The organism is Nocardia sp. NPDC003726 (genome assembly GCF_053586955.1).
This window is the reverse complement of record NZ_JBSFNF010000012.1, coordinates 181485-205194: the sequence shown is the minus strand read 5'-3', so window position 1 is coordinate 205194 and position 23710 is coordinate 181485. Positions and strand designations below refer to the sequence as shown.

Annotated in this window: 19 protein-coding genes and 1 pseudogene; 13 read left to right on the top strand and 7 right to left on the bottom strand. The window is 66.3% G+C overall.

Features of this window, described 5'->3' with window-relative positions; all coding sequences use genetic code 11:
- Window positions 1-680: pseudogene (locus tag ACWDMM_RS18655) on the top strand (IS3 family transposase); the annotation flags it as partial.
- Window positions 681-915: 235 nt separating this feature from the next.
- Here the strand turns inward: ACWDMM_RS18655 and ACWDMM_RS18650 are convergent.
- The 4 genes from ACWDMM_RS18650 to ACWDMM_RS18635 are packed head-to-tail and all read right to left on the bottom strand — an operon-like array spanning window position 916 to window position 3331.
- Window positions 916-1302, bottom strand: a complete 387-nt coding sequence (locus ACWDMM_RS18650; RefSeq protein WP_195077656.1) for a hypothetical protein — start codon at window positions 1300-1302, stop codon at window positions 916-918.
- Window positions 1302-2690: a hypothetical protein gene (locus ACWDMM_RS18645; RefSeq protein ID WP_357108776.1), complete on the bottom strand. Its 1389-nt coding sequence runs from the start codon at window positions 2688-2690 to the stop codon at window positions 1302-1304. The genes ACWDMM_RS18650 and ACWDMM_RS18645 overlap by 1 nt, the downstream gene beginning before the upstream one ends.
- A 6-nt stretch (window positions 2691-2696) precedes the next feature.
- Window positions 2697-2996: a WXG100 family type VII secretion target gene (locus ACWDMM_RS18640; protein WP_449938573.1), complete on the bottom strand. Its 300-nt coding sequence runs from the start codon at window positions 2994-2996 to the stop codon at window positions 2697-2699.
- Entirely contained in the window at window positions 2993-3331 is a 339-nt protein-coding gene (locus tag ACWDMM_RS18635; protein ID WP_011208093.1) for a WXG100 family type VII secretion target, read from the bottom strand. The genes ACWDMM_RS18640 and ACWDMM_RS18635 overlap by 4 nt, the downstream gene beginning before the upstream one ends.
- Before the next feature lie 642 nt (window positions 3332-3973).
- Here ACWDMM_RS18635 and ACWDMM_RS18630 point away from each other — a divergent pair.
- The 10 genes from ACWDMM_RS18630 (at window position 3974) to mbp1 (ending at window position 17553) form a co-directional block, all read left to right on the top strand.
- Window positions 3974-4276: a hypothetical protein gene (locus ACWDMM_RS18630; RefSeq protein WP_449938571.1), complete on the top strand. Its 303-nt coding sequence runs from the start codon at window positions 3974-3976 to the stop codon at window positions 4274-4276.
- 284 nt (window positions 4277-4560) lie between these two features.
- A complete protein-coding gene (locus ACWDMM_RS18625) occupies window positions 4561-6024 on the top strand; it encodes an MDR family MFS transporter (RefSeq protein WP_357108785.1) in 1464 nt (487 codons plus the stop codon).
- 712 nt (window positions 6025-6736) lie between these two features.
- Window positions 6737-7666 (top strand): hypothetical protein, encoded by a 930-nt coding sequence (locus ACWDMM_RS18620; protein ID WP_357462231.1) that lies wholly within the window; start codon window positions 6737-6739, stop codon window positions 7664-7666.
- A 116-nt stretch (window positions 7667-7782) separates the two neighbouring features.
- Complete coding sequence (locus ACWDMM_RS18615; RefSeq protein ID WP_195077660.1) at window positions 7783-8676, top strand: hypothetical protein; 894 nt, start codon at window positions 7783-7785, stop codon at window positions 8674-8676.
- A 2-nt stretch (window positions 8677-8678) separates the two neighbouring features.
- Window positions 8679-10673, top strand: a complete 1995-nt coding sequence (locus ACWDMM_RS18610) for a ThiF family adenylyltransferase (protein WP_449938568.1) — start codon at window positions 8679-8681, stop codon at window positions 10671-10673.
- A gap of 259 nt (window positions 10674-10932) precedes the next feature.
- Window positions 10933-12657 (top strand): hypothetical protein, encoded by a 1725-nt coding sequence (locus ACWDMM_RS18605; protein ID WP_449938565.1) that lies wholly within the window; start codon window positions 10933-10935, stop codon window positions 12655-12657.
- Window positions 12654-13907, top strand: a complete 1254-nt coding sequence (locus tag ACWDMM_RS18600) for a KH domain-containing protein (protein WP_449938563.1) — start codon at window positions 12654-12656, stop codon at window positions 13905-13907. Before ACWDMM_RS18605 ends, ACWDMM_RS18600 begins: the two co-directional genes overlap by 4 nt.
- Window positions 13904-15850: a vWA domain-containing protein gene (locus tag ACWDMM_RS18595; protein ID WP_195077664.1), complete on the top strand. Its 1947-nt coding sequence runs from the start codon at window positions 13904-13906 to the stop codon at window positions 15848-15850. The genes ACWDMM_RS18600 and ACWDMM_RS18595 overlap by 4 nt, the downstream gene beginning before the upstream one ends.
- A 29-nt stretch (window positions 15851-15879) precedes the next feature.
- Window positions 15880-17184, top strand: a complete 1305-nt coding sequence (locus tag ACWDMM_RS18590) for a hypothetical protein (protein WP_357108799.1) — start codon at window positions 15880-15882, stop codon at window positions 17182-17184.
- Window positions 17185-17301: 117 nt separating this feature from the next.
- Window positions 17302-17553 (top strand): microaggregate-binding protein 1, encoded by a 252-nt coding sequence (gene mbp1, locus ACWDMM_RS18585; RefSeq protein ID WP_195077666.1) that lies wholly within the window; start codon window positions 17302-17304, stop codon window positions 17551-17553.
- 78 nt (window positions 17554-17631) lie between these two features.
- Here the strand turns inward: mbp1 and ACWDMM_RS18580 are convergent, their stop codons facing one another.
- Window positions 17632-18822, bottom strand: a complete 1191-nt coding sequence (locus ACWDMM_RS18580; protein WP_357108802.1) for a lipase family protein — start codon at window positions 18820-18822, stop codon at window positions 17632-17634.
- 200 nt (window positions 18823-19022) lie between these two features.
- On the opposite strand from ACWDMM_RS18580, the gene ACWDMM_RS18575 reads away from it, so the two are divergent.
- A complete protein-coding gene (locus ACWDMM_RS18575; RefSeq protein WP_357108805.1) occupies window positions 19023-20021 on the top strand; it encodes a YdcF family protein in 999 nt (332 codons plus the stop codon).
- A 1-nt stretch (window position 20022) separates the two neighbouring features.
- Here the strand turns inward: ACWDMM_RS18575 and ACWDMM_RS18570 are convergent, their stop codons facing one another.
- The gene (locus tag ACWDMM_RS18570) at window positions 20023-20763 is read right to left on the bottom strand and encodes a glucose 1-dehydrogenase (RefSeq protein WP_195077669.1); all 741 of its coding nucleotides are present in this window, start codon (window positions 20761-20763) and stop codon (window positions 20023-20025) included.
- Between the two features lie 458 nt (window positions 20764-21221).
- On the opposite strand from ACWDMM_RS18570, the gene ACWDMM_RS18565 reads away from it, so the two are divergent.
- Window positions 21222-22118, top strand: coding sequence for an alpha/beta fold hydrolase (locus ACWDMM_RS18565; RefSeq protein WP_195077670.1), 897 nt, complete (start codon window positions 21222-21224; stop codon window positions 22116-22118).
- A 46-nt stretch (window positions 22119-22164) separates the two neighbouring features.
- Here ACWDMM_RS18565 and ACWDMM_RS18560 read toward each other — a convergent pair whose 3' ends face one another.
- Window positions 22165-23556, bottom strand: coding sequence for a WS/DGAT/MGAT family O-acyltransferase (locus tag ACWDMM_RS18560; protein ID WP_195077671.1), 1392 nt, complete (start codon window positions 23554-23556; stop codon window positions 22165-22167).
- Between the last annotated feature and the right edge of the window lie 154 nt (window positions 23557-23710).

The window sequence follows — 23710 nt, the reverse complement described above, 5'->3', positions numbered from 1 at the left end:
CGGATCGGGATGCACCGTTGCGGGCATGGTTGCGTGACTGGGCACGCAACCATCCACGTCAAGGGTTCCGTCGCGCCTACCACGACGCCCGCGGCGAGGGCTGGACGGTGAATCACAAGAAGATCCAACGCCTGTGGCGGCAGGAAGGGCTACGGGTGCCGCAGCGACGGCGCCGTAAACGAATCGGTGACTCGACGGTCACGGCGGTGACCGCGGACGCGCCGAATCGAGTGTGGGCAGTCGATTTCCAGTTCGACGCCACCGACGACGGCCGTCCGGTCAAGATCGTGTCCATCGTCGATGAGCACACCCGCGAATGCCTGGGCGGGCTGGTCGAACGCTCCATCACCGCCGACCGGCTCATTGACGAACTCGACCGTATCGCCACCGGCCGCGGATACCCGGCCGCGCTGCGCAGCGACAACGGCCCGGAACTGGCATGCCAGGCGATGCGGGACTGGGCCGGTGAACGCGTCGGCCTGGCGTTCATCCCACCCGGACAGCCTTGGCGCAACGGCTACATCGAATCGTTCAACGGCCGACTGCGCGACGAATGCCTCAACATCAACAACTTCTGGTCGCTGACCCAAGCCCGCGTCGTGATCAGCGACTGGAAGGACGACTACAACCACCACCGCAGGCACTCAGCCCTGGGCTATCAAACCCCCGCGGGCTACGCTACTCACGGTGGACCGATCAACGGGGTCCCGTCAGCCCACCTATCTGAGCCGGGGGCGTGTTGTGGCGCTGGCGGTTGTGGAAAATTGCGAGGTCTGGCAGGCCAGGCTGAGCCGGGATGCATGGTTGCGGGTTACCGCCAGGGTCGCCAATTACCAGGTGAGAGGTTAGTCCGTTTCAGCATGACACGTACGCCATTAGGCTGCTCACCATCTTTAGTGGCGTGAGTTTGACGCGTCAGCCGCCGGAATATCGGTCCAATACCGCGATGATTCTCTCGAGATCACGTACCGACCGGTGGCAGAAATCTGGGTCTGTCCGCACCAGTAGGTCGACAGCTTGTGCTTCGGTGGCCAGTCCGTGGCGTTCTTTCTCTGCCATCACTCGTGAAGGTACGAGTACCCAGTTTCGTCGGGTGGTGTCGAACAGCCAGTCGATCTCTCGCTTCGCGGCGGAGGCGGCCTCGTGCAAGAGTTCAGCGAGGCGAGCCGGCTGAGGTTCGGGAAAGCGCCAGACAACAAGTGGTGGAGTGGGAGTACCGTCGTCGCCGGTGCCGCCCGCATGGCGGTACCACTCCAGGTCTCCGTACCGCTTCAATCGAGTGATGAAGTCGCCAGAGTTCATTACCCTACCTTCTTGACTGTGGCGCCGGGGTTATCTCCCATAATAGTCTTCCGCCATTGCTCGATAGGGATGGGGTTTGGACTGTGTCTGGGATCGTACACATATTTTCCGTCGGTATAGACCTCGTGGTATAGGAATTGTTCACGTTGTCCATATTCTTCGACGGTTACCTCTTGCCCGGGAGCGGGATCCACTCTGAGTATCTCTCCTGCTCCAGCGGCAACCTTCTTCAAGTGTTCTGCGATCTCGGAACAGTCTTCGCCTGGATGGATGCCCTCTCGCAGCATTCTTGCCATCTCGTCGGTGACCGCGCTCGAAGGAGCGCCGGAGGTGTCACCTTCGCTGACGGGGTTTCCGTCGTCATCGATGTACACCTTCATGGCGATGATGGTGCCGAGTTTGACGGCGATATCGGTGAGGCTGGGGACTTTGTCGAACGCTGTGACGACGAAGGCGGCAGTGCCTGTTGCCGCGGCTGCGGCGCCGATGATCCTGATGAGTTTGCTGATGTCATAGGTGCTTTTGAGCACTCGGGCGGTGTTGCCGGCGATCGCCAGAACGCCGACGCTCGCGGCGACGTTGCTGAGAGCGGCGGTGATCCAGGAGGCCGCGACACCGATGACGACTGTGGCTCCAGCCGCTACCAGGGCGTTGGTGACCGCTTCTTTGAACTTGTCGCGGACATCGGCGGTGGCTTCGCTGTATTCGCCGACGGGCGCGGCGAGGTTGACGGATGCGGCGGCGAGTTGTGTGGCACCGCTGTTCAGTGTGGTGAGGTGCCCGAGGAGGGCTTCGAGGCCCTTCTTGTCCTGGATGTCGTCGAAGAGGCTGCTTATTGCGGTGATTCGGGCGGGGGCGCCGGTGATGGTGGGGTGTTCGGCGAAGGTCTTCCAGGTGGATGCGGCTTTGGCGAGCTTGTCCTTGTTGCCATTGGGTAGCTTGCTGCCGAACTCGTCCTGGATCTTGCCGACCAGGGCGTCGTAGAAGCCGGGGATGCTGCCGTTGCCCTCGGTGACGCCGTCGCCGTTGCTTCCCACTGATGTCGGAATCGACACCTTATATTCCGACATCGCCGTGGCGGTGGGGCGGTCGGGCATCGGATTGGACTTATTGGCCAGTGCCCAGTTGTATCCGGCGGCGTAGAGCATGTTGCCGAAGTTTGTGAGTGCGTCGGCCAGGTTCGTGCAGGTCTGCATCGTTTCCTGGGCGGCGCGGTCATAGGCTTTACCCCATTGCTCACAGCCCGGCGCGTCACCGGCCATGCCAGCGCACTCACCTTTGACGGCATCGTGGACCGGCTTGTCGGCGGTACGGAGGTCGGTCGCGAGGCTATGGCACTTCTTGGCGGCGTCGTAGTAGGTCTGCCAGTCGATGACCAGTACGCCCATGGTGGGCTACCCCCCGTTGAACATCTTGTAATTAGTATCGACGGCACGGGTATAGCGCGTGTGTGCAGCCTTCGCTGCATCGCTCATATCCCTAAGACCTTCAACGAATTCGCGTGCCCCGGCGACCCATTGAGTGTGGGCCTCGGCATACGCCCGAGCGGCGACGCTTTCCCAGCCAGTGCCGGTCAAGGTGGCGACCCGGTCATCGATTTCATCGAGATGTTCGCCGATGAAGCCGGCGAGCCCCGACAGGCGGGCGACGATCTCTTCGAGGTGGTCGAGATCGACCGAAAATCGTGAGTTCATGGCAGATCCAAGCTCGATGTGTTGAAGGACGCGGCGTTGCTCTCATCACGTGCCCGATAGGTATCGGCGGTGACGCCGAGCTTCTCCGCCATACCCGTCAGGGCGTTCATGACCTGGGAGCCACCGTCACGGACATCGGTCCAGCCCGCGGAGAACTCATTGGCCGCATCCCCGGTCCAGCTGCCATCGGTGAGCGAGGCGACGTCCTTCGCGGCGGAATCCAGCGCCGCGCGCAGCGCATCTGCCAACTCGTAGACGTACTTGCCGAGTTCCCACACCTCATCGGGTACCACAGAGAGATTCGGGCCAGAGGCTGGCGTCCCCCCATCACTCATGACGTGAATTCTAGCCGGGTCCTATCGGGGCGCGGGCGTGGACGGGTCACAAGTGTCGTCGCGTCCGAGGTGGTCGACGCCGAGACGCGAATTCCCGGTCTGGGCCGCGGACCCTGCAACCGGTATTGATTGCCAATGGGTAGCTGATCGCGAAGATTGTCGGCGCGCCGCCTTGCGACACGCCGACTTGCCCGTTGCTGGCTGACCTGTTTCGCCTGAGCGGAGAACCTCTGTCGACCGCTGCGCTCATTCGACGAACGACACGGAAACGACATGGATTCACCGCGAACTGCCGGGATTCAGTGAGAAGTGTCGGAGGATCGAAATCGGCTATCTGCGCAGCTCATGGGTACTTTTGAGAATTCTCGGGAAGTGTTATCGAACACATCGATAACGGCAGGTTTCTGGTTCGAGTCCAGATGGGGGAGCAAACGGCCCCTGACCCGCGGGTTTTCCGAGGTTGGGGGCCGATTTCGTATTCGACCCCAGAAAAGCGCCGAACGTCTATTGCGGGTGCTTCGGGTATCCATCCGCGTCACAGGGTTGCTCATCAGGCTGGTTCACGTCAATTGCCTCCTTCCAAGAGGGTGAACTGTTGTGGCTGTGTATCGAAGGCTGGAACCGATCCCGCGGGATGAGGCGATGGCAATGTTGGCATCCGACGAAAGCGCGGCTGTTCGTGAAGCGATTCTGCGGGTGGGACTGCATGATTCGGATGCCGCGTGGGTGACCGATCGGGCTCTGGCTTTGCTCGGCGATTGGGACTCCCATGTGCGTGGGGTTGCGGCCACGGCCCTCTGGCATGTCGCTCGCATCCATCGAGCTATCGATGGAAAGCGTGTCATCCCCGCTTTGCGGGGGTTGTTGAACGACCCCGCGACTGCGGATCGCGCCGAGGACGCTCCGGATGACATCGCGGTCTTCGCACGGATGTCGGCGCCGTGACGGCCGTGGCCGTCTCCCGGGCGTGCCGAGGTAGTGACCAGGCTCACGATTTGGTCTCGGTGGCTGCGGGCGCGAGCTGTTGACCAGCGGGTTACGGGTAGATTGCGGACTCGGGCGGCGGGAAAACCAGGTGATTTGTGTCGGTGCCGGGCGGAATACTGACCCGCGCCCGATGAGTTCGACCGAGTGACGACGTCTCTACAGCTGTGGCGCCGGGACGCGATCCGGTGACTCGGCAACGGGCCACATGTTCTGTCAACGACCCATGCCTCCGGAGGTATCCGATGTCCGCCGCACCATCCGTTCCAGCTTCGGGAGGGCGGACGCCGACCGTCATCCGGGTGCTGGTTCTCGCTACCTTCGTGGTGATCCTGAACGAGACCATCATGATCAACGCGATTCCGCGCTTGATGTCGGATCTGGCGATCACCGACCGGGCGGCGCAGTGGGTGTCGACGGCGTTCATGCTGACGATGGCGGCGGTCATCCCGACCACCGGCTGGTTCCTGCAACGCGTGTCGACCCGGCAGGCGTACGCGGCGGCGATGGGCGTCTTCCTGGCGGGCACGGCGTTGTCGGCGATCGCGCCGTCGTTCGCGGTGCTGCTGCTCGGCCGGATCGTGCAAGCCTTCGGCACCGCGGTGATGATGCCGCTGTTGATGACCACATTGATGACGGTGGTGGCCGAGCACGACCGCGGCAGAGTGATGGGCAATGTCACCTTGGCCATCTCGGTGGCGCCCGCGATGGGTCCGGTGATCTCCGGCGGTGTGCTGCAAATCGCGTCGTGGCGTTGGCTTTTCGTGTTGGTGCTGCCGATCGCGGGTGTGATCACTTGGCTGGGGCTGCGGCAGCTGGAGAACGTCGGTGAACCGCAAGCCGGGCAGATCGATGTGGCCAGCGTGGCGCTGGCGGCGCTCGGGTTCGGTGGACTGGTGTTCGGACTCAGCCGATTCGAAAGCGACGACGTCGCAGGCCCGATCGGCATCGTCGCCGTGGGCTCGGCGCTGATCGCCCTGTTCGTGTGGCGTCAGTTGCGCTTGCAGCGCACCGGCACCCCGCTGCTCGATCTGCGCGTTCTGCTGTCGGGCACCTACGCCAAGGCGTTGATCCTTATGTCGGTGGCGTTCATGGCCATGCTCGGGTCGATGATCCTGCTGCCGCTGTACCTGCAGAACCTGCGCGGACTGAGCCCGTTGGCCACCGGCCTGCTGGTGATGCCGGGCGGTTTGGCGATGGGTCTGCTCGGACCGACGGTCGGTCGCCTGTTCGACCGGTTCGGCGGTCGCTGGCTGGTGATTCCCGGGTCGGTCGGCATCGCCGCCTCGCTGGCCGGGTTCACCCAGATCTCGATGACCATGCCGTACTGGCAGCTGCTCGGCCTGCACATCGTGCTGATGGTGTCGCTGGCGGCGGCCTTCACCCCGGTGTTCACCCTGGGTCTCGGTGCGCTGCCGCAGCATCTGTACTCGCACGGCAGTTCCATGCTCGGCACCTTGCAGCAGGTCGCCGCGGCGTTCGGCACCGCTCTGGTGGTGACGGTGATGTCGGCGCGCGCCACCTCGCTCGCCGCCGATGGCGCCGACCTCGTCGCCGCCCACCTCGACGGCATGCGCCTGGCCTTCCTCGTCTCGGCGGCGCTGGCGCTGATCGTGATCGTCATGGCGGTGCTGCTGCCGGGCCGGTCCGCCGCACCGGAGGGAGCGGAGGAGCCGGAGTCCGCGGCTCCCGTACTCGCCAAGCACTAACGGATTCCCACACGGCGAAGGCCCTGGTCGCGTCGACGGCCAGGGCCTTCGGCGTATGGACAGCCGCTGGGTCGGCATTCGACACTCCCGTAGACACGCCGAGGCGGTAACGGCGGTCCGTTCGGTTCCGATCGGTCTGTCACAGGGGCTCGTCAGATGACGTACCGGCTGGCAGGGTGCGGATTCGCCACGCTGCCGCGAGTGCGTCTCCGGCGGAACCCGGTACGGGGCACCTCGAAGACGGTCCGCACGCCGACTATTCTCGACGGAGCTGGCGGCGGACCCACACAGGTCGCCGTCACGCCGTCCCCGCGTACCCCGCATCCGATGCCGAGGATGCGAGTCACCGGAAGGACACAGGCTCAGGCTTGGTCGGCCGCACCGTCCAGGTCCGTGGCACCGGAGAAGCGACCAGCGCATCCGGTGCCGATAACCGGGGTTCAACAATTCGCGCGGCTCGTGGCCGCGCTGCTTACGAGCGAGGTATGGCCTCGCTACCACCCGACCGGTTGTCCCGGGGCGCTACGGTGTTCCCCATTCGAACGTCCGGCCTGGCGGGGCCCGCGTCGGCTGCGACATCATCGCGTGGGTGCTGCGCGGCAGACCGGGCAAATGGGGCTGTCAGGGAATATGGTTCGTCGACTCGCGAGGCTCGAAACCATCTGGTTCTCCGGAACGGCCGCAGGTGGAACCGAGAACGGGAGTGACCCACGTGATCAAGATACCCAGCAGCGACCACGTCGAGCCCGCGCAGGCACGGCTCGGCCGTTCCTCGCGCGGATCCCGGGTCGCCGGCACGCCGCCGCGGATAGTGGCGACCGCGCATGACGCCAGTTCGGCCGACGAGCATGTGCTGTTCTGGCTGGCGGCGACGGAGTTCTTCGTGCCCAAAGTGGAATCAGGTTGGCGCCGAGTCGATCTGGTCGCTCCGTCCGGCGGCGCGGCGCGGTCGGCCCTACCCGTCCGAACGCACTACTCGGTGGTCTTCGAGGCCACTTTCGACAGCCGGTTGCGCTACGACCCAGTCGTCGAAGCGCGCGCCATTCGTGGTCAGCTCGATCGGCCACCGGACGTGGCAGTGGCCGTCGTGGCTCCCACCCTGGAGGTTTCGGTGGCGACGCAGCACGCGATCGCCTATGAGACCGGACTCGAGCTCGGTGCGACCGACATCCGGGTGGTGACGTTGTCGGAGCGCAGGTCCAAGCTCAGCGACCGCAAACTACGCAAGCTCGAAAGCCCCGAAGCCGGCCGTGGGACGGCCGAGCCGGCCACCATGGCGATCGAACGGGCGCTGGAAATTGTCGCGGGCCGAGCCGACGGGGAGAGGGTGGATCGAACGGCGGCGGCGTTCGTCTACGCCTATGTGTCGCGTCGACCGCGCCGAAGCCCGTTTCGCTGCACGCCTTTGCAACGGAGCATCCTCCAGGTTGTCGCGGCCGGATCGATCGTCCCGACGACCGCCGCCATCGCGGGCGCGGTGTACTCGACGGAGAAGAAGGTCAGCGAGAGCATCGCGGAGTTGGTTGCTCAACTGGTTCCGCCGACGGCCGATGGAGACCGGGCCCGAGACGGGCACCAGCGGCTGTATTGGCTCATGCACCGGTATGGCGCTTGGATCCGGCTCGTGGATGGACGTTCGTAACGAGGGGCGAGCCCGCGAACCGGCTGAATTTTGCGGGCACTGCTCCATACGCGGCAAGATATTTGGGGGAATCAATCCTCTAGAGCCGCACCTAGCTGTAGCTCGAAAATTGCCCCATGACAGATGAGGATTACCCGTGGGATCGTTCGGAACCGGTTGAATCGGACGCGCCGATACCCCGTTCCATGGTCTTCGACAGTCCGCCGACCAGTAGCGACATCGTGCCGCGCCCGCCGTTCGCGCACGAGGAGGATGTCGTCGACGGAGGTCTGACCGAGACGTCCGTGCCCGGACGCCATCCCCGGGTCGAGGTCGCGCGCGACGGGTCGATCGATATCGTCGATGCCGAGAGCACAGCCAGGGAAACGGTGGCCGAGGTCACCGGCGACACCTTCTATGGCCTGCCGTGGCGCCGGACCCGTGATTCCGGGCGTTTCGCCACGGTCACCGGCCTGACCATGGCGGTCGATCTCAACGCGATCGCAGACGCGGTCAAAGAGGCGCAGCGCAACGACGGGCAGCCGGACGATCCGACGAAGCACGTGTACGTCGGCAGGGAAGGCGAGCTGTTCATGGGCGATGACGCCACCGGCGGCGAGCGCATCGCCGAGGTCACCAGCGACACGTTCTACTCGTCCGGCCGCATCGCGACCGAGTCGAGTTTCGTGCGGTCCAATATGCCGCGCAACACCGTTCGAGTCTCGGACGGGACCTACAACGGTTGGCATTTCAGCATCACGAACGAGTTCGGCGACAAATACAGCCTGTTCCTCTACTACCACGAAGGCTATGGGGTGTATCGGGTGGCGCTGGTCGAACCGCGCCTCGGCGGATCGGTGGACCCGCACGGCAGTCACCTCTGGCCCGACGGCACACTCTGCCTGACCAAGCGGGACGGCAGCGGCTACCCCAGCATGGCCGCGACCTACGCGAAGGCGGCGCTGTGGACGCGGGGCGCGTCGTGCTATCGGCGTGGCCACGGGTTCCAGTTCAACGTCGGACAGGACTGACCATGACGAACCTCGAGGTCGCGTTCCACGACACCGTGCTCTGGGAAATCGACAGCTTCATCGCCGCCCATCCGCCCGAGCGTGGCGGAGCCCTCGTCGGGCCGGTAGGGCAACCGGTGGTCTCCCGGTTCGTTCCCGATCCCCACGCCGCGGTTACCGGCGTAACGTACACGCCCTCGCCGACGTTGCGGCAACGGGTCGCGCAGACCGAGCGGTCCGACGCGAATCTCGAGTTCAAGGGCATCGTGCATTCGCACCCGATAGGCATCGACCATCCCTCGGCAGGCGATCATCGAGCCTTCGCCGACCAACTCGGCAAAGCGCCGTGGCTCGGACGGATGATCTGCCCCATCGTCACCTCGCCGGGTGGACGGCAGCTCCTGGATGAGCATCGGGTGGCACTGGGGTCGGGCACGCTGTCGGTGTATGTGGCGGAGGCGCGAGTTCGCGGAGCGGTGCGAGTCGAACCCGCACGGCCGCGGGTGATCCCGATCTTCCGTGACACGAACCTGCTCGCGCGCAGGCTCGGCGCGCGGGTGGAGTCGCCGGTCTCCTACGCCACGATCGACGGTGTGCTGTACGCCGTCGTTTCGCTCAGCGAGCGCAGTGCCGATGTCACCGCGTTGTTTCCCGCGCTCTATCCCACTGTGCCGCCGTTGGTGCTGCTGACCCGCCGGGCGGGACGACCCGGCCCGCTCGCGGAGATCGCCGCGGGCCTCGGTTCCTCTGCCACAGTCGCGTTGCCGCTGGCCTGGAGCCTCAACACCGATGAGGGATCGCGTCTGGCGTCCGCGCTGGACGAGGCCATGGCGAGAGATACGGTGCGATCCGGCAGGCACCCTACCGTTCCCTCGGACGCATCCGCTTCCGAGGGATCAGACGCCGCTCGTGAGGGTCTGCGGGCTCGCCTCGACGGGGCGGCCGCTGCCACGCTGCGGACTGCGCGGGTGCTGATCGTCGGCCTGGGTTCCGGCGGATCGCAGACCGCGGAGGCGCTGGCGCGCGCGTCCGTGGAGCGGTTCACGCTGATCGATCCGGATCGGGTCGCGCCGGAGAATCTGTCCCGGTCGGTGTACGACCTCGCCGATGTCGGCTCGGCCAAGACCGAGGCGCTGGCTTCCCATCTGCGGGCGATCAACCCGGCCGTGACCGTCGATACCCGCACTGCCGCACTGAGCGACGTCCCGGACCACGAACTGCTCACCATGATCCGCGATTGCGACCTGGTGATCGCGGCCACCGACGACCCGAAGGCGCAGCGGGAACTCGACCACCGCGCGTGGACTCTCGGCGTGCCCGCCGTCTTCGGCGGCGTCTACGCGCGCGGACACGCGGGGGAGGTGGTGTTCACCGTGCCCGGGATCACCCGCTGCTATCGGTGCGCGGCGGCCAATCGCCAGGCGCGGGAGCGTGATTCAGCCGGTCTCGACTACGGCACCGGCCAGTTGATCGCCGAGCCTGCGCTCGGCGCCGACATCAGCCATATCGTGACGGCGTCGGTGAAGATCGCCATCGGACTGCTGGAACTCGGACATGCGGGCGCGCCCGCCCATTCCGCCGGGAATCTCGTGTCCACCGCGTTGATGCGCGGGTACCAATTCCTCATCCTCTCCACCGTTCCCGGCTACGAGTTCTTCCCCCGGCTCTTCGGGGACGCCGCCGCGCAGCACGGGTATCAGTCGGTTTGGTTCAGCGTCCAAGGCGACCCCGAATGCCCGACCTGCGGGCGGAACCCGGTCGGAGCCGAGGTGGATCTCACGGGGGCGCCCGATCTGGCGGCGCTGCATCCGGCGGACGACGAGTGCGCCGGTGCCCCCGCGCCGCAGCCGGAGGACGAACCCAAAGCCGTGCGAGACACGGTCTCGGAACCCGAAGACCCGGTCGAATCGCCGGTGGCGCTGCCCGAACTGGGCGACGCGGCCGCGGTGGTCGCCGACAGCCCGAGCGATCCCGTGGCTGTGGAGCTGTCCGTCGCGGAGAGCGGGGAGCAAGGCTGACGGGAGGTGGACAGGATCGTCTCGCACGCTGGGCGTGGGTCCGGGTGCGGGCGATCCGACCGCAGGCCGATTGGAATTTGCCGGGGGAGGCGGATGCTCGGCAAGATATTGCTCGACACTTGTCGGTCTCGGTGAGAAATAACTTCTTTCATCTGCCTCCATCGATGTAGCTCGGCGGTAACATGATTGAGAGTATGACCGGAGACAGGGACGTACATGTCCGCATCTCCGCCGGGGTGATGAGGTATGTATTGTGCTCGTGAGCGCTTACAGAAATGCGCCGTTGCGGCATCGAATTCTGAAGGGCTACGTGATCGCCGCGGACGATGTCGATGAAATACATCGAAAATTGCAGCGGTCATTTGTCGCGTCATCGCCATCCGGCGATGATTTTCCGCGAGTGTATTTGAAGGCGAATCGGCCTGGCTGTCTGTGGATTGATACGGGACCGGTGTGGGTCAGCGAGCCCGCGCAGCGTTCCGCGGTTGTCGACGGCTTGGCCGAGTCCGTCTCCGCCGCCGCGGAGCGGGTACGGCAGGCCGGTGGGACGATGCTGCCGTCGGGCGTCTCCTGGGGCGCCGCGCCGCATCGCCTGCTGTGCGAGGACGGGCATGCCATCGAGGTCGCCGATGATCTCCAACGCGAGATCCTCAGCAACCTGATCCGGCGCTACGTCCCGGAGCTCATCGCACTCAGTGGGCGTGCGCTGTTCGTCGCGGGCCGCGTCACCGGCCGTGGTTCGCTCCGTTTGGCGGAGTCGAAAGACCAGGTCTCGACTCGGTATATCGCGTCCGCCTCCGTCCGGCACCTGCGGCGGGTCGAGCAGGCGCTGCGCCGCGACGATCGCGTATCGGGCTTCGCGGTGATGGACGTGAATCCGGTCGGCGACGGCGAGTTGGGGATTCCGAATGTCAGCCTCCGATGCATCGATGCCCAGGTTTTCCCGAGTTCCGCTGTAGCGCAGGCTGTTCTGCTGCAGGCACTTGCGGTGCGCGCGCGGATGATGGGGCGCGAGGGAGGGCGCATGTCCGCCCCCAGGCAACAGATGCTCGATCGGAATCGAGCCAACGCCATTGCCAAGGGCATGGGCGGGGAGTTCGAGCACGAAGCCGACGAGCGGCGCAGGACGCGGGAACGGGAACAGGGAACCGTTCGCCGCTCGGCGGCCGAATCGGTGGCCGATCTGCTGGAGGACCTGAGCGCCGAACTGTACGCGATGCAGATCGAGCCGCGCGAGATCCTGCCGTTGCTCTCCGCTCCGGCGCTCGCGTCGCTGCACCCGGAATACGCACAGACCGAGAACGATCTGCTCGCGGCCTGGGGCCGAAAGCACCGACTCGGAAGCAGCGAGTTCGCGGCGCTGCTGCGGGACCGGGCGGCGCTGGCGGACGACCAGGTGACCAGGCACAACAGGCAGGTCGCTCCGGGCAGCCTGGGAACTCTGGAGGCGGCTTGGCGAACCAGACTGGCCGCTCAGCGGTCGAGGCATCCTGCGGCGAACGGGCGGAGAGCGCCGGTGCGTCCCGCCCGTCAGCGCAGGCCGGACGAGGAGATCATTCGCGAGTTCGACGAGCTGACCGAGCAGCGCGACATGGACGACAGGCTGCGCGTTCTGCTGTCCGGCCGCCCGCCGCGCAATCTGGCGCCCGCGCTGTCGCGTCTCGGCCGCGGCAAGGAGATCCGCCGGGTACTGCGGCAGCCGAACGCCACGGTGCTCGTCCTCGGCGGACCGGCGGAAATCGGCGATGGCGTACCGGACGAGCTGAGCAGCCTGCTGTCGGACAACGGCCGGGCCTGCGTGCGTCTCGATGTGCCCGAGGACGAACGGAGATCCGCGGTGGACGCGTTGCTGGGCTTGGCGCGCAGACTGCCGAAAGGAGTATGCGCCGGATTGATCACCAATCAGACCTACGCGCGCAAGACCGATCGCCGCGCCAACGTCGAAATGATCATTTTGGACTCCGACGGAGGGGCGCAGGCATGAGTCAACCCGTCAACGTCGTGCTGGATATCCGGCAGACGAGCAATCCGCCGACCGATCTGGCCGGATTACGCGCGCTGTGGACGCAGATCGAACAGCAGCTGGCCGGCGCCAGTCTTCGCGGCACCGAGAAGATCGTCGTCCCGCTGCGGGACAACCGGACCTGCGTGCTGTGGGTACAGGATCGACTGTGTGCTCCGGCCCGGGTCGACGCCGACACGACCTTCTCCATACGCGGCGTCCTGGAACCCGCGATGGTCCGGCACAAGTGCACGACCTGCGCGGCCTCGGGCCGGGTCACCTACGCGCCGTTCCTGTGCGCCGGATGCGACCAGGGCGATCGGCAGGGACGCGTGTGCGACGAGCACGCCGTGGTCCTCGAAGGCCGGATGACCGCGACCTGTGCGCGTCATCGGCCGAGTTGCGCGTGCGGAGCAGCGGCTACGTTCCGGTGCAACGGGGACAACTGCCGCGGCCGCAACGCTTTCTGTGACCGGCATCGCGTCGCGCATCCCGGCGCCGCCGACCTGTCGTACTGCCCGGACTGTTACCGGAAGGAATTCCCGGAATGCGCCGGACCGGGATGCACCTCGACCGGGAGCATCGCGTGCGAGTTCGTCACCGACGGCAGGACTAGGACCTGCGGGAACGCGGCGTGTGCCAAGCACGCTTATCGCTGGCAGATCTTCGGCCCCCACAAACGAGGGCTGGGGCTGTGCCCGGAACACGCGCGCCGATTGAAATCGCTGGAGGACCGCCAGATCGTCTTCCAGATCGTGGCGGGAACCGCGAACCGCCGGCGCGGCCCGCGCACCGAAGCCAAGCGCGCCTATATCAGTTTGCCTCGGCTGACGATCGTCAGGCATATCTTCATCAACTCCCGCTCGCGCAAGCTGGACATAGCTTCCATCGACCGGATGTTCGCCGAACTCCAGCGCGAGAGCCGCACGGAAAGCGTGATGCGTCGCCTGTTGCAGGAACAGGAGAAACTTCGCGCTGCGGACGTGGCTGCCGCCGCCATAGCCGAGCGACGTGGCCGCGAACTCTTCGATCGACTCACCGCTTGGTTGCGGGCGCGCGGCCGCGCCGAGGTCGCGGACCACATCGGCTTCTCGGACTACCGGCCTCGGTCCAACCTGTTGTTTGTGCATGTCGAGCCGGACTACAAGGGCAGGTTCATCGGCCGCGGCGGCGCGGAGCGTCGAGCGGCGTCGAAAGCCCTCGGTGTCGAGGTCAAAGTGGAGGAGAGATGACATCGACCGTATGGGACAACCGGCGGCACACATTGCAGGTCGCGAAAGGCGACGGTCTCGTCGGCGCGAATATCGTCGCGGTCCGCTCCGTGGACGGCCACGGCACGGCCGGTGGGGCGGACATCGCGCGGATCGGCGTCTTCGAGGTGGGCGCCGGCTCGTCACGGCAGGCGACGGTGCGGATCGTCGTCTCGCCTTCGGTCCCGGAGGGGTCCGTCGTCGTCAGCACGGAACTGGTGGACCAGCTGCGGCTGGAAGTGATTGATGAGCACGGATGGCGCCTGAGCACGCTGGCTTGCGAACCGGCCGCGCGGATCGTCCTGGAACCGCTCACCGAGAACCGCCTGGACGACGTGTGCAAGCAGCTGCGCAACGCGCAAGACCTTGTGGGACAACAGGTTCATCTCGGCGGCGATCCGTGGGTATCCGCCGACGGCGAGTCGTTCCGGGTGCGTCAGGTTTTCGACCGCTCCGGGCGGGAGCGGACGGACCTCTGCTACATCGACACCGAGACCGAACTGGACGTGTTCCTGGCCGGCAATCGCAACGGGGTCGATATCGTGATCCTCGCCGATTGCAGCGGGTCGATGGGCTGGAGCGACATCGCGTATCAGGCCGAGGTGGTCGGTTTCGGGTCGCAGCGGCGATCGAGCTTCATCTCGCGGATGGAAGCTCTGAAACGTTCCCTCCTGGATATGGTCGAGATCCGTCGGCATGTCACCGGCCGGGTATCCCGTATCGCTCTGGTGAAATTCACCACTACGTCGATGTGCGTCTTTCCCCGGTCGGGCTCCATGGCCGAGATCCAGGGTCCTGACGACGAGCGGACCCTGCGGGACTTCCAGGGCGCTATCAGCCTGCTGCGACCGGAGAACGCGGCGACCGACATCGGGCAGGCACTGCATTTCGCGTCCGACTTGCTGCACCGCCATGGCGTGCCGGGTAACGACCGATTGATCGTCCTGGTCAGTGACGGAGCCGACTGGCACGAGCAGGGCGAGGAAAGCGCGGGAGAGGCCGTGGTCGCGGTGACCGACCCCGTCTCGCTGATGGAGGAACTGCACGAATTCCTGAGCATCAACCTTCATGCCGTCGGAATCGGTGAGCGCGACACCTTCATGCGCTGGTGGCGGACGAACCGTCCACCGGGCGAGGGCGATCCACAGGAATGGTTGATCCCGAACCACACACTGCTGCGGGAGTTGGTGCGGGTGGGCGGTGGCGACCCGAGCCGGACCGGCGGTGTGGACGTATTGCACGGATATTTCGCGGATCTGGGCACCGGCGTCGCGCACCACGTCGGCAAACCATCCGGTCCTCGCGGCGGCAGGTTGCAGTCGACGATCGACATACTTCATCCCGCGGGTCTGCGAGTCGATCGCGAGGCGAGGCGGAGACTGGAGCAACTGTCCGAAGAGTTGCTGGATCTGCGGACCCACCTGAACGATCTCTCGCGCCGATGCGGTGCGGATGAACTGTTCGGTTCCTTGCACGAAGACAGGCTGCTCGGGCTCGGGCGTCCGCTGCACGGCGCGCACGACTTCACGGCCTGGATCATTCACTGCCAGCAGGCTTTCGGCGAGGCGTTGGACAAGCGACTCAAGGGCGAGCTCCCCAAGAAGCCCGAGGATCGGTATCCGATCGACGGGGTCCGCGAGGCGATTCGCGATTGGCGGATGGATGCCGTCCGGCGGTTCCGGAACAACGACGGTCACGCCTCCATCAATCCGGAGGATGCCGAAATTCTCGGGGGAATCTGCCTCAGATTGACCGGAAGGAAAGTCCTCGCGAACGACGACGCCGAGTCATGGACGAAATTGCAGGTCGGTCTGCTGACCGGCGTCGCCGAGGTGCTGCGCAACGTCAAGACCGTGCTCGAGAACGCACCGCTGTCCCCGAAAGCGGAGCAGTTCGCCGCCGCGTTCTCCTTCGAAGGCTACTAGGCCGGTGACCGCCGAAATCAGGAGAAGCCGTGGCCGCTGATGTATTCGCATGCCTGATCTTCCAGGTGCGCTGGACGGCCGATCGCACGCCCTCGGCCTGTGGCTGGTTCCCCGGCCCGTTTCCGGTGCCGATCCCGGAAATCGGCTCCGTAGCCGAGCGCGGGGGCGAAGCGGCGGTCGCCGACCGCACCGCTCGAGCCGGGTACTTCTCGGCCCGCGTGCACGACGCGCTGTACGGCGCACAGTATGCGGTGGGGGGCACCGGCCGCTGGTACCGGCAGATGATCCGAGCGGCGCCGGACCTGCACGGTGCGACCGTCCACGGCTGGGAAGTGCTGCTGAGTCCGGAAAGTGCTTACGCCGTCGCGCATGTACAGCTGTCGGAGCAGCCCGTCGAGGTCTTGTCCGAATTGACCAAAGCGCGCGGCGACGGCCGCCGATGGTTGTCCGCGCTCGTCGGCGAGGTGTCGTTCGAGTCCGGGCGACCTCGCGTCGTCAGCCACCTCCACTGGGCAGGCGATCGGATGCCGGAGCCGGTTCCCGACCCGACGACACTGGGGTGCTGGTCGGAAACGCGACGGTGGCAATGGTTCCTGGCGTCCGGCACGTCCGTAGCCGACGGCCTGCCCGACCCTGGCGATCCGGGAATTTTCGACGATACCGTCCACCTCTCGGGCGATTGGCGCGCGCTCGTTCTGCGTGACGGTGTGAACTACACCGCGCTGACCTCGACCGACACCACCGACTTCCACACCGTCGCACGCGCTTACGTGCGGTCGATCCACTTGGACGCCGTTCTGCTCGGCTCACTGCAACTGAACGCCTTGCACCGCATCGCAGATAGCATCGCGGACATTCGGGTGGACCGCACCGGGGCGGGGCCGGTCGAGACGCTGGAAGCCGAGATCCTCGACACGCGCGCGAAACTATGGTGGAACAATGTCTCCGAACGCGGAGTGCAGGTTGCGGACGTGCTGCGTGCCTTCCAACGCCAGCATCGGATGACCGAACTCTACGCACAGGTTGTCGCCGATCTGGACGATATCTCGCGCTATCTGCAAGCTCGTCGCGCTCGTCTGGAAGACGAGGCGCTCGCCGAAGCAAAGGCACGGCAGCGCCGCACCGAGGAACGCCGACGGGTCTTCGAGGACCGCGACCGCCGCAATCAGACCACCATTGCCCTCATTTCGTTCCTGCTCCTGCCATTCGCCGTCACGTTCGCCGGCGCGGCTGTGCTCACAGATCCGAGTGTGGCCGCCTTCGCCGGGAGTATCGTCGCGGCCCTGGTGCTTGGGCTGATCGTCGCCACCGTCTCCGCGCTGCGCGATCGGTGAGGGCAGCCGCCGCACCGGCGTCGATGCGCCGTTCGGTGGCGACGGTCACAGCATGATTGTCCGCGCCGGAGGCGGGTATGCGACGCATGTCAGCCGACGAGGAATTGGGAGGTAGTGATGCCGGAGCATCGGAGCGGACCCCTGGAAGCTGTCGAAGGGGTTGTCGAGGATGTCAAGGGGAAGGCGAAGGAAGCCGCTGGCGTCGTCACCGGTGACGCGGACCTGAAGAACGAGGGTCGCGCTCAGCAGGACAAGGCCGAATCCCAGCGCGATGCGGCGCAGAAGGAAGCCGAGGCCGAGAAGGCCCGCGCCGAAGCGGATCTGGACGAGGCTCGCCAGAGCGCGTACGAGAGCGGCAAGGACGCCTGACTCACGGCGTGAGATGCGATATGGCCGTTCGGTGACGGCCAGGTACCGGCCCGGCGGTGAGTTACCGCCGGGCCGGACTCAGCAATTGCTCGGCGCTGGAACGCCCTTGAAGCGCGCTTCCAGCCAGCTGAGGGCGGACGGTATGCCAAGCACCGCCGCGGACAGATGATCCGGGCTGAGGAATTTCTCGTATTGCACTCGGGTGCCCGCGGCGCAATATCGCCGCACCGTGTTGTCCACCGAGTCCACTGGGATGAGAGAGTCCTGCTCCGCACGCCATTGGTAGACCGGCGTGGCCGGGATGTCTCCGTAAAGTTCCAGGCTGTTCTCCTCGAGCACCTTGCGCGCGCGTTCGTCGTCGGCCAGCGAATTGGAGGCCGCGACGTCGACGATGCCGCGCCCGGCCCCGACCAGCAGGATCTCGTTGGTGCAGCTGTTGGCGATTCGGCCGCGAACCGACAATCCGAGCGAGTTGAGCTGATCGCTCACCGGCAGCCGGGTCGGGTACTCGCGCTCCAGTCCCAGGGCGGCCGCGAAAGCGAGACCGAACACCGCGTGCGGTGCATAGCCCAGTCCCTCGATCATCTTGACCAGATTCATCGGCACCCCGCCCGACGCGACTCCGACGAGCGGCAGTTCCGGCGCATAGGTGGGCGCCAGCGCGGCCGCCCATGCGCTCGCCATGCCGCCGCCGGAATATCCGAGCAGGCCGATCGGGCTGTCCGCCAGGCCGAGTTCCGTGACCTGCCGTGCGGCGCGGAGGCCGTCCAGCGTGATCATCCCGCCCAGTTTCGCGGCGCCGTACGCGCTGGTCGGACCCAGGTGGTCGGGGAGAGCGACCGACCACCCGCGCAGCAGCAGAGCGTTGAGGGCGGGCGCTTCGCGGATCTCCAGGTTGGGGTCGCTGGTGTAGAGCACGCGGGACACCGTGCACTGGGTGCCGAGCGCGTTGATGATGTGCTGATAGGACAGCAGCGGCCTACCGGGAGCGGGATTTTGCGGGGTCAGGACGGTGGTGGTGGCCGCGATCGGCTCGCCCGCCGAGTTGGTGGAGCGGAATTTGATCATCGTGACCGTCGAGCCGGGGAACGTCGGTAGGGCGGGCATCGGCCGCACGGCGAGGACCTCGCCCGGTGCGGCTCGGTCCAGTCCGGCCGGAGCGGCGTAGAACGGATCGGGATCCGGTGCTGGGTAGATCGGTTGCGCCGCGGCTTGCGGTGCGATCACACAGAGGGTGGCCGCCGCGGCGGCGATGAATAATCGAAGCATGTTTTTCGTCGACTCCCCTTCATCACAACGTGCTGTTCCGTAACGCTGGTGTGCTGAAGCCGAATGCAGCCGGACACCGGTCGTCTACGACCGATGCCCGGACTCGCACACTGTAGGGGAAAGATCGGGAAAAGCCGAGGTCGCCGCGCCGCTCGTGGACGGGGGCGGCGCGCCGCGCACCCCTCGGTTACCGTGGCCCGGTGCTTCTGCTGGTCGGCGTGGTCCTGCTCGGTGTGTTCGCGGTGCGATTCGGCAGGGACCGCAGGCGGCTGGGGCACGGGGTGTTCTTGCTTCTGGGACTGGGGTTCGTGGGTGCTTGGGTGGTCGGCCGGATCACCGAGGGCGATGCCACCGTGGTGCTCGCACCGCTGACGGTGCTCCTGTCGCCGGTGCTGGTGCTGGTGCTGGCCGGGTTGTCCATCGCCAATGGCGCACAACTGGTGCGGCGGGAGGGGTGGCGTCTTCCGAATCTATTGCCGCTCGGACTCGGTTTCGCCCTGCTGGCGCCCTACGTGGTGCTCGTCTTCGCGCTGCTGACCGAGAACGTCTGGCTGATGGTGCTTCTGGCCTCGCTGACGATGGCGATCAGCTATGCCGGATTCCTGTTCGCGGCGTTCCTGTTGTACTCGCTCTGCTACGGACTGTTGTCCTACCGTCCCGGAATGGACGCGATCGTCGTGCACGGAGCCGGTTTGGCCGGCGGCGAGGTGCCGCCGTTGCTGGCCGCACGCCTGGATCGGGCGATCGAGGTCTACCGTGCCGAAGCCGATGCGGGCCGGGCTCCCTTGCTGATCGCCAGTGGCGGCAAGGGAGACGACGAGAAGGTCTCCGAGGCATCGGCCATGGCCGATTACCTGATCGGTCGGGGCGTGCCGGGAGACCGCGTGGTGCTGGAGGACCGGTCGGGGACGACCGAGGAGAATCTGCTCTTCACCAAGCGGCTGCTCGGCGAGCGCGGGCCCAGCACGCGAATGGTGCTGGTGACGAGCAACTTCCACATGTTGCGCACCGCGATCCTGGCCCGCCGCCTCGACCTCGACGCCGAGGTGACGGGCGCGGGAACCGCCTTCTACTACTTGCCGAGCGCCTTCCTGCGCGAATTCGCCGCGCTGCTGGTGGCCTACAAGTGGAGCAACGCGACCGTGGCCGTGGCGCTGGTGGCGCTGCCGCCGCTCGCGCTGCTGGCCACCCGCGGGTGAGTCAGAAGCTCTTGTGCGGGACGCCCACGGTCAGACCGCCGTCGATGACGAACTCGGCGCCGGTCGAGTACGACGATTCGTCGCTGGCCAGGAAGGTCACCAGCGCGGAGACCTCGGACGGGTCGGCGCCGCGGCCGAGCGGGATCTGCAGGAAATCATCCGGGATGTTCTCCGTCATCGGCGTCCGGATCAGGCCGGGGTGCACGGAATTCACCCGGATCTTGTACTGCGCCAGCTCCAGCGCGGTGGATTTGGTGAGCCCGCGCACGGCGAACTTGGTGGCCGTGTAGCCGTGCAGCCCGGGGCTGCCGCGCATGCCCTCGACGGAGGAGATGTTGATGATCGAGCCGCCGCCCGCCTCGATCATCGCGGGCGTCGCGGCCTGCATCCCGAGGAATGTGCCGGTGAGGTTGATGTCGATGATCCGCTGCCATTCGGCCAATTCGAAAGCCACCAGCAGGTTGCCGTTCACGATGCCCGCGTTGTTCACCAGTACGCTCAGCGACCCGAATCGCTCCACCGCCGTGCCGACGGCTTTGCGCCAGTCGTCCGGCTCGCGCACGTCCAGGTGGACGTAGGCGGCGTGGTCGCCGAGTTCCGCGGCGACCGCGGCGCCCTCGTCGTCGAGCACGTCGCCGAGCACGACGCGCGCGTCCTCGGCGACCAGGGCCTTGGCGTGCGCCGCGCCCATTCCGCGCGCTCCGCCGCTGATCAACGCCACCTTGCCGGTCAACCGCCCCATCCGGGGTACCTCCGTCTCTCGAATCGTCTGTAACACGTTACAGAAACACGCCTCGTGGTGGCGCGTCTCGCGACAGTAGCCCAGACGGTCGTCGGTGACGGCGCGATCGTCTTCGCGTCCCGGTGAGCGGTCCGTATGCCCGAATCGGGCCATCCGGAGCCGACGTGGCCGCGAAGGATCCGAACGTGCCGGTACGTCGACGGAGAAGGGTGGTGTTCACGGGAGCTGCGACGCCGCCTCGACGAAGTCTGGGCCGGGTCCCCTTCGCCGGGTCCTGACGGAGCGCGCGTGGTGCGCGAAGGTTCAGGCGCGTCCGCGTCGGCGGTCATGGGTCGCGACGGAATGGACAACTCGCCCGGAAGGCGGCACTCGGGATGCCTCGGCTGACGACCAGCGGTGGGCCTCTCTGTAGAACGTGTTCTAAAATATCTCCCATGTGAGCACTCGGGAGGTGCGCTATGACGAACTCCGGCCGCGGCGTGACGCGATTCGGCGGACGCCTGCGGGTGCCCGACATCGCCGAGGTGCCCGGTGGCCGCCTGGTCGATCTGGCGGGCCGGGGCCGGACCTACGTGGTCGACATCCCCGGACCCGAGCACGCGCCCGTGCTGGTGCTCCTGCACGCGACCGCCTGCACCGCGTACCTCACCTGGTTTCCGTCGCTGGCGGAGCTGGCGCGGCGGTACCGGGTCATCCTGTTCGACCAGCGGTGGCACGGGCGCGGCATCCGCTCGCAGCGGTTCACCCTGGAGGACTGCGCCGACGACGTGGCGGCCGTGCTCGACGCGTTGGAAATCGACCGAGCCATCTGCGTGGGATTCTCGCTGGGCGGAATCGTGAGCCTGCTGGCGGGGCATCGGCATCCGGACCGGGTGAGCGGGCTGGTGCTCTGCGCGACGCCCTATCGGTTTCGCGAGAAATGGAGCGAGCACGCTTTCCATCGGACGTTCGGCGCTTTCGCCGCCGCTGTGGAGCAATACTCCTACCGCCGTGCCGAGCGGCTCGCGGGCCGTCTGCCCGAGCTTCCCGAGATCACCTGGGCGCCAGGACGATTGGATCGGTGGGCGCTCGGCGAGTTCCGCAGCACCAGCGGGTGGGCGCTCACCCAGGTGCTCGCGGCGGTGGGGCGCTTCGACGCGACCGCGTGGCTGCCCGACCTGGCGATGCCGACGGCTGTGGTGATCACGACCAAGGACCGGGCGATTCCGGTCTCTCGGCAGCTGGAGCTGGCGACATTGATCCCGGGGGCGAGCAAGCATCTGGTCGCGGCCGGGCACGCGTCCTGTGTGCTGGAGGCCGACCGTTTCGTGCCGGTGTTGCTCGAAGCCTGTGCGGCCGTCGCCGCGAAGAGGTGATTCGGCCGATCCTGTCCGGCGGCGGTGGCGGACAGGGGCCAAGGGCTCAGCCCGAGGTGCGTGCCGCGGCGAGCAGGTCGGCGACCACGCCGGGAACGGCGTCGGCCAGCGCCGCGATGTCGGGCACCAGTTCCTTGCAGGCGATGAAGCCGAAGTTCAATTTGTCGTTGTTCGACAGCACGGTCACCGTCAGGCCCGCGCCGTGGAACACCGGTCCGAACGGGTACATCCCCTCCACCCGGACGCCGAGGAAGTACAGCGGCATCGGCGGACCCGGCACGTTGGACACCACCAAGTTGTGCACCACCGGGTGCTTCTCCGCCAGTTTCAGCGAGGAGTACATTCGCGCCGCGAGCCGGAAAGTGTTCGGCGGGGCGTATTGCGACCAGTCCTGCAGGAAGTCCGCACCTATCACTTTGTGCTCTTCCTTGGCTCCCTGATTGGCCTCGGCCACCTCGCGCAGGCGTTCCACCGGGTCGGCGATGTCGGTGCCGAGCTGCGCGAACAGCGCGGACACCTTGTTGATGCCCGCCTTGTGCCGGGTGGACTCGTGCACCGACACCGGAACCGACGCGATGAGCGAGCGGTCGGGCAATTCGTCGCGCCCGGCCAAGTAGGTGCGCAGCGCGCCCGCGACGACGGTCAGCACCACGTCGTTCACCTTGACGCCGAACGCGGAGCGAATCTCCTTGACGGCGTCGAGTTCGGCCTCGGTGAACGCGACGGCGCGGTGCGGGGTGATGGCGAGATTGAAGGGCGTGCGAGGAGCGGAGAACGGTATGGCCATGCCCGCCTTGTTCTGGCGACGGCGCTGTGCGAACCCGGCTACCACGCCGAGGGTTTTCGGCAGCATTCCGACGATGCCCGCCCGGGCCGGGAATCTCACCACCGCCTCGGCCAGCAATTGCCAGTCGTTCGGTTTCGGCTCGGGACGCCACTGCTGGTCGGGCACCGCCTTGGTGACGCCAGGCTCCGGATCGCACAGGTGCATCATCAGATCGGCGCCGGTGATGCCGTCCACGGCGGCGTGGTGGTATTTGCAGATCACCGCGACCTTCCCGTCGTCGAGGCCCTCCACCACGGACATCTCCCACAGCGGGCGGTCGCGATCCATCGGGCGGCTTGCGATGTCTCCGACGAGCTCGGCCAGTTCGCGTCGTCCGGCCGGCGCCGCGATCGCGATCCGGCGGACGTGGTAGTCGAGGTCGAAATTCTCGTCCTCCACCCAGACGGGGTGGTCGAGGTTCAGCGGCACCTCGTGCACGCGGCGGCGCATCTGCGGAATCAGCGGAAGCCGCCGGGCCAGTTCGGCTTTGAATCCGTCGAACGAGTAGTCGCCCGACGACGGGTCGAGGATCAGCAGCGCGCAGACGTGCAGATGCTGGGTTCCGGTTTCCAAGTAGAGAAAGCTGGCATCCAATCCGGTCAATCGTTCCATAGCAAAAGCCTACTAGAACCTGTTCTAATTTTGGGTCGGACGCGGCAGGGTGTGACGACTCTCGCGAGTTGTGTCACCGTACAGCCGACGGGACGGCTTTGTGTGTTACCGGAAGTTTCATGTATGTGTATGCTACGGAAACGTAGGAATCGCG